Source organism: Allocatenococcus thiocycli (genome assembly GCF_921292965.1).
GTDB lineage: Bacteria > Pseudomonadota > Gammaproteobacteria > Enterobacterales > Vibrionaceae > Vibrio > Vibrio natriegens.
In genome coordinates this window covers 1-16,096 of sequence record NZ_CAKLCK010000038.1, presented here as the reverse complement: position 1 = coordinate 16,096, position 16,096 = coordinate 1, and the positions used below count along the sequence as shown (strand labels likewise).

Annotated in this window: 7 protein-coding genes; 5 read left to right on the top strand and 2 right to left on the bottom strand. The window is 39.8% G+C overall.

Annotation, left to right across the window (positions count from 1 at the left end; genetic code table 11):
* Positions 1-420 precede the first annotated feature (420 nt).
* The 3 genes from L9Q40_RS15115 to L9Q40_RS15105 all read left to right on the top strand — a co-directional run bounded on the left by L9Q40_RS15115 (position 421) and on the right by L9Q40_RS15105 (position 9,281).
* A complete protein-coding gene (locus L9Q40_RS15115) occupies positions 421-3,486 on the top strand; it encodes a hypothetical protein (RefSeq protein ID WP_498793772.1) in 3,066 nt (1,021 codons plus the stop codon).
* Positions 3,486-6,056, top strand: a complete 2,571-nt coding sequence (locus tag L9Q40_RS15110; RefSeq protein WP_498793770.1) for a hypothetical protein — start codon at positions 3,486-3,488, stop codon at positions 6,054-6,056. Before L9Q40_RS15115 ends, L9Q40_RS15110 begins: the two co-directional genes overlap by 1 nt.
* Before the next feature lie 426 nt (positions 6,057-6,482).
* The gene (locus tag L9Q40_RS15105) at positions 6,483-9,281 is read left to right on the top strand and encodes a hypothetical protein (RefSeq protein ID WP_498793769.1); all 2,799 of its coding nucleotides are present in this window, start codon (positions 6,483-6,485) and stop codon (positions 9,279-9,281) included.
* Between the two features lie 422 nt (positions 9,282-9,703).
* Here L9Q40_RS15105 and L9Q40_RS15100 read toward each other — a convergent pair whose 3' ends face one another.
* The gene (locus L9Q40_RS15100) at positions 9,704-10,684 is read right to left on the bottom strand and encodes a BsuBI/PstI family type II restriction endonuclease (RefSeq protein WP_498793768.1); all 981 of its coding nucleotides are present in this window, start codon (positions 10,682-10,684) and stop codon (positions 9,704-9,706) included.
* Positions 10,685-10,812: 128 nt separating this feature from the next.
* On the opposite strand from L9Q40_RS15100, the gene L9Q40_RS15095 reads away from it, so the two are divergent.
* Entirely contained in the window at positions 10,813-12,324 is a 1,512-nt protein-coding gene (locus L9Q40_RS15095; RefSeq protein WP_498793767.1) for an Eco57I restriction-modification methylase domain-containing protein, read from the top strand.
* 645 nt (positions 12,325-12,969) lie between these two features.
* Positions 12,970-13,602, top strand: a complete 633-nt coding sequence (locus tag L9Q40_RS15090; protein WP_498793766.1) for a hypothetical protein — start codon at positions 12,970-12,972, stop codon at positions 13,600-13,602.
* Between the two features lie 810 nt (positions 13,603-14,412).
* On the opposite strand, the gene L9Q40_RS15085 is transcribed toward L9Q40_RS15090, so the two are convergent.
* Positions 14,413-15,947 (bottom strand): IS3 family transposase gene (locus L9Q40_RS15085; RefSeq protein ID WP_498793765.1). Its coding sequence is split into 2 segments (ribosomal slippage): positions 14,413-15,494 and positions 15,494-15,947, totalling 1,536 coding nucleotides; the frame shifts between segments, so codons are not numbered across the junction.
* Positions 15,948-16,096 lie beyond the last annotated feature (149 nt).

Genomic DNA, 16,096 nt, shown 5'->3' with positions numbered 1-16,096 from the left:
TTTAATTTAATTCATGAAAAATTAGTTAAATAATTTTAATTTTGCGAAAATAAATACTAAAATATAAATAAAACGATGAGACGCATTTTAAAATCTATTTTTCTTATATTTTTCATCACTGCATCATTTCAAGTATTTGCAGCTGATTGCACGGATATATTAGATGACTCTTCTCAATCTGTAGCTGTAAAAGAAACGAATTACTATACGATTTGTGATGAGGATTTAGCTGCAAGAGTGACGAATCTTTTGTTTGCAGATGCATACAATAACGATGAGCTTATCAAAAAGCATTATGAGAAAATAGGTCTGCCAACCCCGCCAGCTTCTACTGGTACAGCCTCTATGCTGTCACAAACCGTATCGGCTGTTGGAATGTCTATTAACTACATATTTTTTAGATTTTCAATTGTAGTCATCATGGCCCTAGTTTTCGTCGGTGTTGTGTCAAAAGGGCTTGGGAAAAACTTCACTGATAGCATTAAAGACTCTGACAACTGGAAAGCACTAGCAATGATGGCGCTAGTGTTTGTGCTAGTTTGGCCTGCCAGTCAGTTTGCCATTGGTCAAACATTAGCTATTGCTGCCCTCGGAATCGGCCTTACTTTTTCAAATTATTTACTATCTGCAATTCTTCCGATTTTCTCATTTAGCGCTGAGCTTGATGAAAACTCAGTAACCGCTAATCAGTTTAAGTCTGACGGCCTCGGTTATGCTGCAAATATGACTACGCTGATGCTTGCATCTAAAATGACTCAAGCAACATTCAACAGAACCAATTCTCCTTACGTTAAAGGAGAGTTTAATGACGAACCTTCCGACCTATCTGATATAAGCAGCGACTCTACGGACGGAACTTTCGAATGGTTTAGCGGCACAACAAACCGCAAAGTGACCATAAATGATTACGTAAAGAACATGCTTACTCAGTCTTCTACTGAGATTATCTTTTCAGATATTTATCAGTTCGAGAATATATACGAGCAATTCAATCTTCAGCCAAACTCGACAATTAACGCTCGTGTAATCAGTGGGCAAGTTGTGTCGAACAAGAGTAATGCTGTAGCTACTAGCACGATTGACAGAAATTTAAGCTCAGTTGGTGAAATAAAAGAAATTGATGAGGACGGAGAACTTGTTGAGTCTTTCTTAGAGCTTGATTTGTTTGAAGAACAAGTCTTTGACTCCGTATTCTTTGCTGGCCTTTCCGCTGACCTTGCTACTGAAGATCCGGATATCATAAAGGCTCTCGTTGACAGCAAGCTTGTTAATGAGTTTGCCTCTTCTGTTTATGCAGAACCTCTTAACTCAAACAATCTAGAAAATTTGTCGCAAAAGTTGGTGTCGAAAGCGGAACAATTTGCGAGTAAGAACACAAAGTTAACTGATGAAGAAAAGCTTGAAATCAAAAAAGAGTATTTGAATGCGGCTCAAGCTTACTTTTTTGGTTACTACTCTTATCTATCTAAATCCTCTGATTTATCGAAAAAAGATGGTGCTGTCTTTGCTTTCAATGCGTTTAACACGAACGCAATCCCTCATTCTTCGACTAATCAATTTATTAATACTTTGGCTTATGCGAACGAGGCTGCTCAGCAATTTCTGAAGGTTCGTTGTTCAGAGTTGATGTTTGATATAAACGAAGCACCGAAAATGTACTCTCAATTGCGCTTGCTCAAGCTTTACGCAGAAGACAAATCATCTGCTGCTGCTTCCGCTTCAGCTAGCAAAGTCTTAGACAACTCGGGTCAATGTTTTGCCTATACTGGCAACACTCCGAAAGTGTTGGTTGTTGATTCACTTCGAGAGAAGTTTTATGAAGCTGATGAAGCGTTAGATAAAGATGATGGCAAAATTCGAGTAAAACTAAATAGCATCAAAGGTGATTACGAGAAAGATATTGCGGCACAAAAAGCCGTGCTTAATGAGCGCTTAGAGTCAATTTCAAATTACTACGCAAACATCATGGCGCTTACGGCTCGCGCTAAGCACAAGATTATCGTCGCTGATTCTGCTGATTCATTTTCGATATTGTCTGATTTGAGACGCAGCGGCGCGATGGCGATATCTAAGTACATGATAACGCTGTTTACTGTTGTGAGTGACTTATCCAACAGCGTTAAAGAATCCTCGGCATCAGACGCGACTTATTCGGCATCGACAAATAAAGGGACGTTGTCTCTTGATGTGAAGCAAGGCCCTGAAGCAGAAGAAATTCGTAAAAACACTGGGCAAACTCAAATGCAGCTCGGCGAAGGGGTAAACCTCTACCTCAACATCGACAACGACTTTACTGCTTATGCGTCCGCTCAACAGAGTCAGCTTGAGTCTGAAAGAAGCATTACAGAAGAGATCGTAAATAGCGTAATCGACAGTGTGATTCCGGGGTCTGACACGCTGAAAGAGGGCTTTGGCTTTGATGAAGATAAAACGCTCACTGATTCTCTGAATGAGTGCTCGCTTAACTCATCAAATTGTTTGAATTTCACTGAATCTCCGGTGATTACTCTCATTAAATACGGCAATGACTTGATGAACGTTGCTATCAACGTGTACATGATTGTTACCTTAATGGACACAGTTAGTGGCTTGGTCGAAGATGTTGATGATGTTGTTGATGCGGCGATTGGGTCACTTGGATCTAAAGATGGGGTCCTGAAGTCGATTGCAAAAGTTGTAACTAAGGCTGGTAAATTCTTAATCAAGTCAATTGTGTATGCAGTAAAAGCAGTAACTGATTTGATTGAGCCTCTTGTGTATTTACTGCTTGGAGCAGGTATTACACTGTTCTTTATTACTGCGTTGGCTCCACTTTTGGCTCATACGTTGGCTTGGCTAAACGTATTTTTGGAGGCGCTCGTAGTCTTTGCATTGTCACCACTTTTGTCCGCATTAGCGTTGATCAAAGTGAACAAAAGACCGTTGTTTTCAATTACTAAATTGGCAGGCATGTATGCCTCTTTGATTGCTAGGCCGCCTCTTTTAGTTGTAGCGTTCATCATCTATTACTTGTTCACATACATCGGTGTATTCATGCTGAATGTGATGGTTGGAGGACTGGTTGGTAACGCTACTAACACAGATATCGGGGCTGTTATCGATAACGGAACAGGTATTTCGAATATCGTTATGACAATCGTGATGCTGTGTATCTTTATCTTCTTGCTTTACAAAGTGCTTATGCACGTTAACAAAATCTCACTTGAAGCGGTCGATGCTTCACTAAAATACGTCGGTATAGATGGATTCTCTGTAAACACAATAACTTCAACCGAAGGCATGATCGGCGGTGCAGCGATAACAGGCGCTCTTTCTAAAGTCATGGGTAAAGCGAGTGGAGCGGCTAAGCAATTTGGCGGAAAAGCGAAAGAAATAAAACGTCAGCAAGCTGTTGGTGCTGAGAAGTACAAAAAGCAGCTACAGGCAAAACTAAACGAGAGCGGTCATGATATTGATTTAGACTCTTTCGACAAAGGGGGTAGATAATGAACAAGTTTATTTCTACTCTGCTTTCCTTAGTTCTGCTGCTAGCGTCGAATGTGGCGTTAGCTCAAGACCAAGGCTCATCGTGTGAAAGAGGGACCTCACTTTGTGCAACTTTATATCAGAATGATACTCTGTATATCGAAGCTGCTTCTCAAGCTTTTCCAGAGACAACAAAGTATTTACTGAGCGGCGATAATATATTTCAAAAAATCATAGAGGGATCGGCTCGCAGTTTTTACGTTACAGCAGAAATGCTAACTACGGCGCTATCAGATACAAAAATTCAATACACAGCGATAGATGTGTACTTTGATCACCCAGCTGACTACGACACGTTTATATCTGAGTACATCGCTGGAGAAAAATCTTTTGAAGTATACCGCTTTTTAGAGAAAACGATGGTCATGGTGCTCAACGCTGTGGGCTGGTTTGTAATTGGGCTTGTGATTCTATCTATCTCTTTGAAGATAATTAAGATTGCGTTTCAAGATCGAGGTTTTGAAAACATCGCGAACAACTTTTCTCTTCAATCAGTTGTGTTTGTCATTCTTCCGCCGCTTCTTATTTCTACGAACTCTGACACTTTGCCGCTATTGGCACTGTCTATCTACTCTGCATTCTTGATCGGGTGCTTCTTAGCGTCTTCAGCAGTGATGATGCTGGGCGGATTACTTTTAGAGTTGTTTGCAGCAGAGACAACGTATACACCCATTGCTATTAATGATAATCCGCAGTTTGAAAAGCAAACGATGGAGCTTATCGATAAAACGGCTGATGAAATCGCAGAATCTATTATCTTGATTGATTTAGAACTTGCTAATGTAATCGTAACTAAAGATGGTACGGAAAAAGTCTCTAATGAAGTGTTTCGAAGAGTATTTTCAGAAGATGAGGGGCTGGAGATTAATGAGAAATGCGTTAGCGGTAAATATTGGCACTTCAACATAACCACATCTGACAACTGTAAGTCGTTCAGAGAGTTTTTGAAGTTCAAAACATCAATAACAGAAAATGAGTTCGTTAACGATTGGAGATATAGCTTAAGGAAGCTTGTAAGAGGGCATATCAATGACGACTACTTTGCTGAATACTTTGATACTGAAGAAACAACTCTGCAAGTGATGCTCGACGATTTAATGAAAGAAGTTTATCGACGTGTTGAGTCTAGAAAGACTCAGATTTGCGCAATCAACATATATGGCTCACTTGATGACGGTAACAACAAGCAATCTTCGCTTTGGTTTTGTACAAAATTCGACTACGAAAATAGCAAGTGGAGTGCTGAAAATGGTGTGTCTTTCTTCTATGGAATGGATGTGCTTAGCTTTTACTGGGCCGATAAAAGTACGGACCTAAATATTTATATTCATCGCGTTCAGCAATGGGCCTTGATTGATGATGTGCAAAACTATAAAAAATCTCTTGAGGCAATTTCTTCAAGTATCGCGTCAAAAATTGAGATGGATGATGATTCAAACAGAATCATGATTGACACATCAAATATGGCGAAAGCGTTTTTCTCTGTGACTCATGAACTTGATGTTCGTTACAGGTATAGCTCAAAGATCACTGAGGAAGCATTTAAGCACTTAAATAGAATTTATACAGCGATACTAGAAGCCTCGCCACTTGTTGTTAAAAACGGGGCGGGGTTAGCTGAAACAGCTGATATCGATCACAGAGAACAAGATTGTGCTTTTTTTGGACTGATGTGTGAGCCAGTGTCGACTAAGCTCGATGAAAGTATAGAGGAAAATAATAAGTATCTTAAGGCGTCCGATAGCGGTAACGTAATTAAACTTTTGATGGACTATATTCATCAAAAAGAAAGTGTAGAGCAAAACATTTATTCATCCACAACTCGTTTTACAACAATGATTATGCCAGCTCTTCTCTCATCTAGAGTCGCAATTAGTTTTTATGAGTCTTATAAAAGAAATAATATTAAGGATAAGAATCCGTTGATGAGTGATGCTCAGTTAAATCAATTAGCATCAGCACCAAAATTAGTCAAGAATATATTGAATATATTAATTGTGGTAGTTCTGTGTTTTATAATTTACGGAATAATGCCGCTTGCTTATGTGGTAATTGTAAAATTACTTGAAATGATAGTAAGACTAATAATCCACATAATGTTATCCCCAGTCGCAGTAATAACGTTCCTCTGGACAGTTAATGACAGACAGCACGATGAAGATAACGTGTTTATGCCCGAAAAAATAAAGAACATTGTTGCTAGAACGCTGATAGACCCAGTTTCTATTACCGTTAGTTTTGCTGTCGGCATTATGATGAGTTTAATTACGTACAAATTGTCTAAAGTTATTGTTGCTGCAATTTCTGGATTGATGATTGATCAGTCCTCGATTTCACTGCCAATCGTTTTTGTGTTTGAGGTCTTGTTGAATGCGCTGTTGGCTGGATACATCATGATGAAAACAGCTTCTGTCATCGAGTATACCCACAAAAAAGTGGTAGAGTTTATCGAAGATAACTTGGGCGTAGACTCATCTATTACAGACGAAATGGATCAATTAAAACGCATATTAACACTAGGATTTAAATAAAATTAAAAATCGTTTAAATATTTTCAATATTAATTAAAATTTGTTAAAATATAATAAAAACAATGAAATCATTTAATTATTTATGGATAAAAATAAAAAATACAAATCCATTTATTCTCTATATAGAGATAATCGTTTGGTCTATGTTTTTGCTCTTATTGCTCCCGTGGGCTACATCGATATATGCATTAATAAATAAGATGATAATGGTAGAATCAATGCCAGTTAGCTCTATGGTTCAAATAACATTATTAGGTTGTCTATTTTCAGTTATTTACCTAGGCTCTTTGTTTGTCATCTACAAAATGTATAAGTGGTTTAGATTGAAAGTTGCATCGTTGTATATCTCTGCTACGCAAAATCTGAAAGCAAAAATGGATGAAAAGAAAGGAGAGCTTTTAAAGCGTTTAAAAAGAGAGGTTTAGTATGAAAAAAATACTAAGCCTGCTTGTCGTTCTCTTTACGTCTATCTCTGCGTATTCAGCTGAAGATACAGTTGAATACTCTAAAACATTCAATGTACCAGCGGTCACATCTTCCGCATTCACAACTGATTCAGTCAGTTTAGAAAGTAAAGAGTTGTACACTTCAGCAGATGAAGTGTTCGACGCTTATCACAATAAACTAATCGCGTCCGTGTTTGGGAAAGCTGGCCTGATCTGGTTTTTAAAGAGCGCAACTGATGATGTAACCGTGAAAGAGATAGAGGCGCTAGATGCAAGTTTGTATCAGCAATATCTTCTTCCATTCAATAAAACATCAACAAAGATCATCTCCGTAGCACTCATCGCCTTTACTATTATTTCAACGACTTATATCACGTTTATCGGTGTGAAATTTGCCCTTGAGAAATTGTTGATAACGGCGGGTCTTACAGAAAAAGCAAAATCTAACACCAAGTCAACTATTTCCAGCGTATTCTTCCGAGCGTTAATTTCGATTGGAGTTTTAAGCCCTTTACTAGTTTATGTCAGTGATTACGAGATTGATGAAGACGGGCTGAGTGATGTTGTTGGTTCAAGCTACATCAACAGATTTACCTTAATGCTGGTTGGCGCTTCAGCTGCGATGGCAGAAAGAATCACTCGCGAATTCTCATATGATGAATCTCTGTATAACCCTAATTACTTTGTGCCTTCGCCCGATTATCTCGGTGTCGAGTTTGATGAAATTACGAATTTTGCTTCGTGTATTGCTTCAGAAAGCGCGGGTGGAACGATTCAAGTTAAATCTCATGTGAACGGGATCCTTGGCGACTTAAGTTCGAAAGTGATGAATGATTTTAAGCTTGAGTACGTTGCAAGCTACAAAAACTGTAGTTTGAAAATAAGCACAGTTCATGACAGAGCAGCAATTATTAATCTATCTAATGCTGAGATCTCTAAAGCTATCGGACTGGATGCTAACAAGTTTGCGCAAGAAGTGGAGTCTGTATACAAATCTGAGTTTGACTCATATCTTAAGATTGCTCTTCCTGCTGCAATGCTTATTGCAAAAAAAGTACGTAGAGAAAAAGAGGAGGTGTCTAACGATGTGACTGTTGATATGAAAAGCTGGTTTAAGAAGTGTGATGAAACTTATGCGAGTGCGCAAAATGAATCACTAACTGTTGAAGAGAACCTCGTCGCTTATCAAAAACTACCGATGTGTTTTTCAAGATCATTCATTAAGCGCTTTTCATACCCAGTGAAAGCAGATGGGCAAGACTTTGATGCAGCATTAATGGGTGAAGATGACATACCAATAGGCAGTCGTTGGGTACAAATCTGCGAAAGTTCGTCAACCGACCCAACATCAGGTATTACAAAAACATCTGATCAGATAAAAAACTGTGCTGCACAAGTTTGTAATTTCGACTCCGCTAAGTCATCCATTTTTGCTTGCTCTGTGATGATTAACTCTGTTTCTTCATATCTGAATATTAACCAAGTTAACGATGGAGGATTTTTCTTAGCGCCAGTTGTCGCTCAGAAGCAACTAGAGCAAGAAATTTCTGATGATGCAAAAAGCTATCTAAAGAAAATTACCGCTTCAGCAGAACGGTATGTGGACAGTTCAGAGGGTAATTATGCTACTCGCGACAGTGGTGACATTATATTTAAATATCAACTGAAATTTAGCGAATCTGAGCTATTTAAGCTTGAGCAGATAAAAGAAGCAATTGAGAGCACTTTGTTTAAATCGGTTGACTCAGTGAATTACCCAAACTTTTACATCAATTCGCAAAGAACCTTGCCTGAGTTAATCTCTGGAAACGTCGCTAGATTCAGTTATTGCTTACAGCACAGAGGGCAGTACGCTGAAGATTTAGGTGTATGTGGCAACTCATATCAAGAAGCAAGTCGATTCGTACATTCGTATGTTACCTTGATTGCTATTAGCTACGCTATCACTCTTATACCAAGTATCAAAAAGGTTAAGAAAGACAAGGGCTTTGGTTCTGTATCATCAGAAAAAAACCTTTCTGGATCTTCTAAAAAAGTAGTTCTAGCTATGCTGGCCGCAGCTGGAGTAGGGGCCATTGTTGACTTTGTTATATCTGACGACGAAATCGACTCTCTTGTTGAGTATTTTATGCCAGCGCCCGATCCGTTTTCATCTGATGTGTATATCTATAATGTGGATCCGATCTCAAAAGGAGTTATAGCAGCAATTGTATTGTCATTTAATGACAATGGGGTTGTCGTGTCGGTGCTAAGAACGGCTTTAGGCTGGATATTCATCCTGTTTTCAGCATTCACATATCTTCCAGCCTTGCTGTTTGTTACAACGATCAGCATGGCGGTCTTGAACCTTGTTGTGTTTGTGATTACGTTGCCTTTTCAGTTGGCCCACGCATTCTCAGACTCAAGTCGTCAATCTGGACGTTACATCCGGGTTTTAATGGGTAAATGGATTCTGACGCTTTGTAGGTTCCCTTTGACGATCGCTGGGTTCTTTACGATGTTCGTTGTGTTTGATGCAATTCTTCCATCATTGATTGAAACGACACAAACGCTCGCAATCACTATGGATGTTGATGGTGCGTTTGCATTTATATTTTCAGCGCTATTTAGCTTTGTTTTGTATGGCGTGGCTGTGTTTCTTTTACTGTATATCTCTTTGAATACGATGAACCAATTTTATCAAATAGCTAAGTCTTACTTGGTAGAAGCTCACTCAGAAGATCAGAGAGCCGATGATTTAGATAGAGCACTATCGAGCCTTAATAAGGTTAAAAAATAAGGTTTGGAAATGGCTAAATTGCCCTGATTTGTCAGGGCAATTTTTATGCCTAAATCTGTGTTACAGTTCGAACAAAGGATGAGTTAAGATTGGGTTTTGCATCATTGTAATATTGGAAAATATCAATAATATTCATGAGGTTAGGTTGTTATGACTTAGGAAATTTAAGATTGTAACTTTTATAAGTTACAGTCAAAGACAAGTTCTGTGATTTTCGGATAACAAGCCAAATTAGAATAGATAAATAACCTATTCTTTTTATGTTTGGCTCAATTAAGGGGTCACACGACGATTCGGAAAATATTGTACGCTAAGAACGTAACTTTATATTTATAAAGGAATAATCGTTGTAAGAGAGTTAAAACTAAAAGGCATCAAGGTATTCCTCGCTGCCTTTGTTATTTAATTCTAGGAGAATAACGTTAGCTAATCTCAGGTTTGTTATTGTGTGGCCCAAGAAATCGGTCACCATTGAAGTGAATCATATGATCTGGATTATCAGCAATCCAAACCTCCGTCTCCCAAGCAATGTCTGCTGCATTTTTTCTAAACTCAACCCTATGGGGAAATGCGGTGACATAAACACGCCCTACAGAACAACCGTTCAAAGCTTTTTCAAGCTCTAGCCATCGTTTAGGGCTGACTGGTCCATGGCTCGTTACAGCTTCAATTAAAAACAACCATTGGCGTTTTTCATCATAAACAACAACGTCAGGCAACTTGTCGTGAGACATAGGAGGGACATTCAATGATTCGAGATATTCAGTTTCAAGAACCATATGTTTACCACCTTCATCACGGCTACTCGCTGTATCGCCGATATAGAGGACTTTACCACCTTCCCCCACAAATCTAGGACAAAATTCGTGAACAATATCAGCATGAAGTTGGTTATGAGCACCCGGGGACAGCTTGATTTCATTACCGTCAGGTAAGAGCACAGGAATCTTCTCTTTATTAAGAGTGCGTTCATACATCTCTTGAAGCGTTGGAACATCAGAAAGGAATTTCTTCACAAGCTCTTTCCAATTACCGTTAGGATAAGTGTGTAGAATCTCGATGATAGGCTGATTCAATGAGTAGTTATTGTCTTTGCTATTTGTAGCTCTAGCAGGATTATCACGGTTTCTATCAACGATTTGAGCTTGGTCGAACTGGTGGAGTGTTTGTCTTCTAATCGTTTCACGAGAGTTCGGTTGGTAATCTTTGCCATACTCTGAGCGTATAAAACTCATAATATCAACAGTCGGTAAAAGTGGCGCTGTCGCTACACTCCAATCGTCAGTTGGTTTTACATTAGCAAGAGCAAGAAAGACCCAAGCGGATCTGTCGTTGTATTGCTGTTTTGGCAAGCCTAAGGCTTTGAGAATTTCTTTAGCTTGTTCTAGTTTTTTATCTCTCATTTTTTTATTTATCAGCCACTAAACTAACAGATCCCACAATGTAACCTATGTGCAGGTTTTTTTCTTCCTTTTGTGCAGGTTTTTTGCGATACTGCCCGTCCAACACACAACTGTATAAAAAAACATGTATGACTGAATTGGCTCAAAATTTACCCCTTAACTTAAATGATATTGCGGATGTTAACCGAGTTGAGGCAAATGGAAAACTCGATGAAAAGCTTAGAGGGAAATTAGGTCAGTTTATGTCATCTTCTGCTGTATCTAAGCTTCTTGCTGAAATGTTTGAAAATGTAGATGGTGAACACCGTCTGCTTGATGCAGGAGCAGGAGTAGGATCGTTAACGGCTGCGTTTGTTGAGCGAGTTAAGAACGATGCAACAAGCATTGATTCAACTTGCTTCGAACTATCAAACGTAATGAATCATTACCTGTCTGATACATTAAAGCATTGTTCAAATACGTGTGAATCATATGGTATCCAGTGGGATCAAACCGTAGTTGAAGATGATTTTATTCAACACTCAGTTGAACAGCTCTTAAACGACAATTTCAAACCTACATATAACAAAGCCATTCTTAACCCACCTTACTTAAAAATTTCTTCAAAAGGCACAGAGCGAGCAGCACTAAGAAAGGTTAGTTTTGAAACTGGAAATCTATACTCAGCGTTTGTAGGGTTAGCGATAAAATTATTAGAAAAGGGCGGTGAACTTGTCGCAATCACTCCCCGTTCATTCTGTAACGGTCCATACTTCAACGATTTCCGTAGATTGTTATTAGACTCTTGCTCAATCAACAAAATTCATGTTTTTAATAGCCGTAAATCAGCATTCAAGGCTGATAAAGTGCTGCAGGAAAACGTTATTTATCACTTAACAAAAGGTGAACCACAAAGAGACACGGTTATTGTCACTTCTAGCTCTTGTGCAGAAGATCCAAGCCCGTATGTTTATGAAGTGCCTTTTGACAGAGTAGTAAGTGAAAACAATCCAGAGCGTTTTATTCATATCATCACTGATGAAGAAGAACAGAGCGTAGCAACTAGAGCAGGTGGTTTACCGTGTTCACTTGAAGATCTTGGTATTCAGGCAAGCACAGGTAAAGTTGTAGATTTTCGCACTAGAGAAAATTTAAGCACCGACTTTGTTGATGGTTCAGTGCCTTTAATCTTTCCACAACATTTACAAAAATGTGCGATTGAATGGCCAGTAGAAAATGCCAAAAAGCCGAACGCACTTTTAAACAACGAAAGCACAGCTAACCTAATGGTTAAAAACGGAACTTATGTTCTAACTCGCAGACTGACCGCTAAAGAAGAGAAACGTAGAATCGTTGCGTCAATCTACACAGCTGATATTGCTGATGTTGAAGTTGTGGGTTTTGAAAATAAAACAAATTACTTTCATGCATTGGGTGAGCCGTTAGATGATGGTCTTGCAAAAGGTCTATGGGTATTCCTTAACAGCACGTTAGTAGATAAGTATTTCCGTCAGATGAACGGTCATACTCAAGTAAATGCTACAGACCTAAGAACATTACGTTACCCAACCAGAGAACAGCTTATTTCTATGGGTGAAGCAGTTGATTTTGCAGAGTTTAATCAAGCATATGTAGACCAGATTATTGAGAGTTTCCTTTGATCTGTGTTTGTAGCTGTAGGAAAGTATGATGATTTTATAGGGGTAAGAAGCTTAGCGTACGTTTTCGTTCCATTGGGCTTCAGACTTCAAAAAGAGCCGATTTTTGTCGGCTCTTTTCATTTCAGCTTACTCTTGTGGCTGATTCTTGGTTCAGACATATGTGTCTTAACCAACTTTGTGGCTGATTCTTGGTTCAGACATATGTGTCTTAACCAACTTTGTGGCTGATTCTTGGTTTAGACATATGTGTCTTAACCAACTTTTTGACTGATTCTTGGAAAAGACATATGTGTCTTTTCCTCAATTAAATAGTGCAATAATTGTTAATCAGGATTGCCCCGCAGCGAGTTACAGATCTATCACGAAGTCTGCGTGACGCACGATGCGTGATGAGCTCATCTTTGCCCCAAAATGATTCAGAGCTGTTCCTCATTCATATTCTGCTAATGCTACTTTCCGATACCAGAGGTTATCCGAATGTGCTTGCGCTATGCTCTCGTGTACTAAATGACCATCTTCAATTTAACAGCTCGATATGAGAACTAATTTTCTGATTTGCAATTGAGATTGAGCAAAGAAGATTGCACTATAAGATCAAGAAAAGCGACTCTGCGCAACCTAATATACGTCTATTTAGAGGATGAAATGAACGAGTATCAAGAGTTATATAAACAAGCAATGTTGAGATCAGAAGAGATTTTTGGTTCGAAATATCTACCTAACAAAATGAGCATAGACCTTTCTCTTAAAGATTACAGCACAGATGTTATTAAAAACGCTTTGATTGCAGATTTTCAAGAGTTCATTCCAAGTACAAACGCGTTGGTAGGTAGCTGTTTCAAGGTGGTAAGAGAGGCTTCATACGTGTTGAATGAGCTAGGTGTTCCACACTACTTAACCATAGGAGATGTAACATATAAAGGTAAGCCATATTACCGTACAACAGTGGGAAGTATCTTCAAGGAAATTAAGCAAGGATATGTACCCCATGCACCAGCGAATGCACATGCTTGGCTAACCCTTGAATCTGGTCAAGTAGTTGATTTAACGATCTTGTCTTCAGTTAACAAGAGAGAACACCCTGAAAGTGAGCTTCCATGGTCTCAAGCTATTTATGTGTCGTCTTCTGAGGACAGTTCGGAATTATCTCACACACCAATACTGCAAGGCTTTGGTTATCACCTAAATGTAGTTAGCCATCCTTTTGAAATGAACTATAGTATTTACGTTCAATGGATAAATGATTTTCCACATTTTAACAAAACACAAAACGTTTAAGGCTTCAAGACACTTTTTCTAACCTAAGGTGAGCGCGTTAGTGCTATAAATCTAACGCGTTTCTGTCCAGATTTGTTTTACGTCACCGTATTTAAGCCGTATCACCGTATCACCGTATCACCGTATTTAAGCCGTATCACCGTATTTAAGCCGCTCCCTAGAACATCCACCTAAAACATGTATACCCCAATACGTTTGCTAGGGGCACGAAAGAGGCTAATGATTCAGCCTCTTTCGGTCGGCTCAGCTACCTGATCGACAACAGGTGAACGACTGGCTTACCACACGCTCAGGAACAGAAGCTCCTTAGGTTCTTCCACAAATGAGTTCTGCTCCAACGTGGGTCAATACTGAACCTTGGCCAAATTGCAATACCCGATTTTGGCTTAATTGTTTTGGTTCAGACATATGTGTCTTTTCCTCAATTAAATAGTGCAATAATTGTTAATCAGGATTGCCCCAAAACGTGGTAGCAACTACTAAGAAATGCTTATCTGTTGCTTTCCAACTCATAAGCATTTCTTAGTACATCTGTTCCCGGTCACTGTAACAAGCCTCTGCCCCATTCCTTAGCGCGAAAGTTTACTCACAATCTGTGATTGTACGTTTGCCTTACCTGTAGTTATCCGAGGGAGTGTCGAAGTAAGCTTTTTAAAAATTATCCGTCATTTTTGCAGTCTAATACCCAATGCCTCTCATTAACCTATTGATTATAAATTGAACTGTGATTGGAAAGGCTGCATGATAGGAGTATGAAAGGCGGCTAAAAGACGGCGTTTTTCAAGGTAGTTGTCATCATTTGCTTGCTTATTAAGCAGCTTCTCTTTCTGGATTTAGGTGAACTTCACCGACTGGTTCACAGTTCCTGATATCACTAGGCCAACGCTCAGGTTTTCGCTGCTTTGCTGCGAGCAATACCTCAGCTCGGCGCTTCAAGATCTCTTCATCTTGTCCATTATGACGCTCTGAAGGCGTGACATAATTTAGCTTACTGTGCTTGTGTTCAGTGTTGTACCAGCGCACGAAGGCTTCAACCCAACTGCGACTACTGTCAAGAGTTTCAAAGCCCTTTGTCGGCCAGTTTGGCACGTACTTAACCGTGCGGAACAACGATTCAACATACGGGTTGTCATCACTGACTCTTGGGCGGCTATACGATGAGGTAATGCCTAATTCATCCATCTTCGCTTTGAACGTCAGCGATTTCATGGGCGCACCGTTATCCGAGTGAAGTACCAGCGGTTGATTGAAGCACTGTTCTCGCATCAACGTCCGTTGCAGGAGTTGTGACGCTAACTCACCGCACTCACGTTCATACACCTCATAACCCACGATTTTTCGGCTGTAGATGTCCTCAATGACGTACAGATAATAGTGTTGGCCTCGAACCTTTGAAGGCAAGTAAGTGATATCCCATGTGTAGATTTGATTCGAGCCTGTCGCCGTATAACTCGTTGGCTTCGCTTGCTTTTGTCTACTCCGCTGACGGCCTCGATTATGAAGTTGTCCTTGTGCACTCAGTATCCGATAATAGCTCGACTCTGAGGCGATATATTCACCTTTATCAAGCAATGTTGGTACGATTTGAGTCGGAGGTAAGCTCGCAAACTCAGGGCGGTTACATACCTCGATAATCGCATCACGCTCTTGCTGCGAGAGCTTGTTAGCTGGCTCTGCTCTGGCACAGGTCGGTCTTTTATCCGCCTGAACCTCTCCTTGTCGATACCATCGACGATACGTTCTCACGTCAATTTGAACCTCATGACAAGCTCGTTCTAAGCGGCAACCGCTTTGCTTGGCATCGTGGATAAGAGCAATCAGGTACTGCCTTTCATCGGTTGAGGTTAGTCGTCCTCTGGCTCTTCCCCGTAAAAGGCTCTGAGCTTTTTTCGTAGAACCAACAGGGCAGCAGTTTCAGCCAGTGCCTTTTCTTTGTGGCGTAATTCCTTCTTAAGCTCTTTGATTTCAAGCTTATCCGCTTTGGCCTGCTTCTTTGCTTCCGCTTCCCGCTCTTTACTCGACATAAACCCCTGCATACATTCGCTGCGCCAGCTTTGGACTTGCTCAGGAAACAGACCTTTTTCACGACAATATTGGCTGAGTTCATTCTCGGTCATCGAGTAAGTCTCGGCGACGATGGCAAGTTTAGTTTGAGCAGACCACTGCTCTGTTGAAGTGTTGCTGTTTGGCACTGCGGCTCCTGAATGTCTTAGTTGCTGTCGCCAATGATACAGGGTCGCGGTGCTAATGCCTTCTTCTTTTGATAATTGGCTTACTGACATGGAGTATGGAGGCAGTAGCTTCTTCAATATGGCTTCTTTTCTTTCTGCTGGAATACGAGACAAGGTTCACTCATTACCACCCATACTGGTTAAATTTTAACAGTGACAACTATCCTGCCAGAGGGGGAGACATATAAAAAGCGTTAGGCATCAGGGTATCTCAGCATACCTAAGGAAAAGAGATTGATAGATATAAATTCAGAGAAAAAAAT

Excerpts from the sequence above, each read along its gene's own strand:
- L9Q40_RS15105 (WP_498793769.1), top strand. The coding sequence starts at position 6,483 with ATGAAAAAAATACTAAGCCTGCTTGTCGTTCTCTTTACGTCTATCTCT.
- L9Q40_RS15090 (WP_498793766.1), top strand. The coding sequence starts at position 12,970 with ATGAACGAGTATCAAGAGTTATATAAACAAGCAATGTTGAGATCAGAA.
- L9Q40_RS15110 (WP_498793770.1), top strand. The coding sequence starts at position 3,486 with ATGAACAAGTTTATTTCTACTCTGCTTTCCTTAGTTCTGCTGCTAGCG.
- L9Q40_RS15100 (WP_498793768.1), bottom strand. The coding sequence starts at position 10,684 with ATGAGAGATAAAAAACTAGAACAAGCTAAAGAAATTCTCAAAGCCTTA.
- L9Q40_RS15115 (WP_498793772.1), top strand. The coding sequence starts at position 421 with ATGGCCCTAGTTTTCGTCGGTGTTGTGTCAAAAGGGCTTGGGAAAAAC.
- L9Q40_RS15095 (WP_498793767.1), top strand. The coding sequence starts at position 10,813 with ATGACTGAATTGGCTCAAAATTTACCCCTTAACTTAAATGATATTGCG.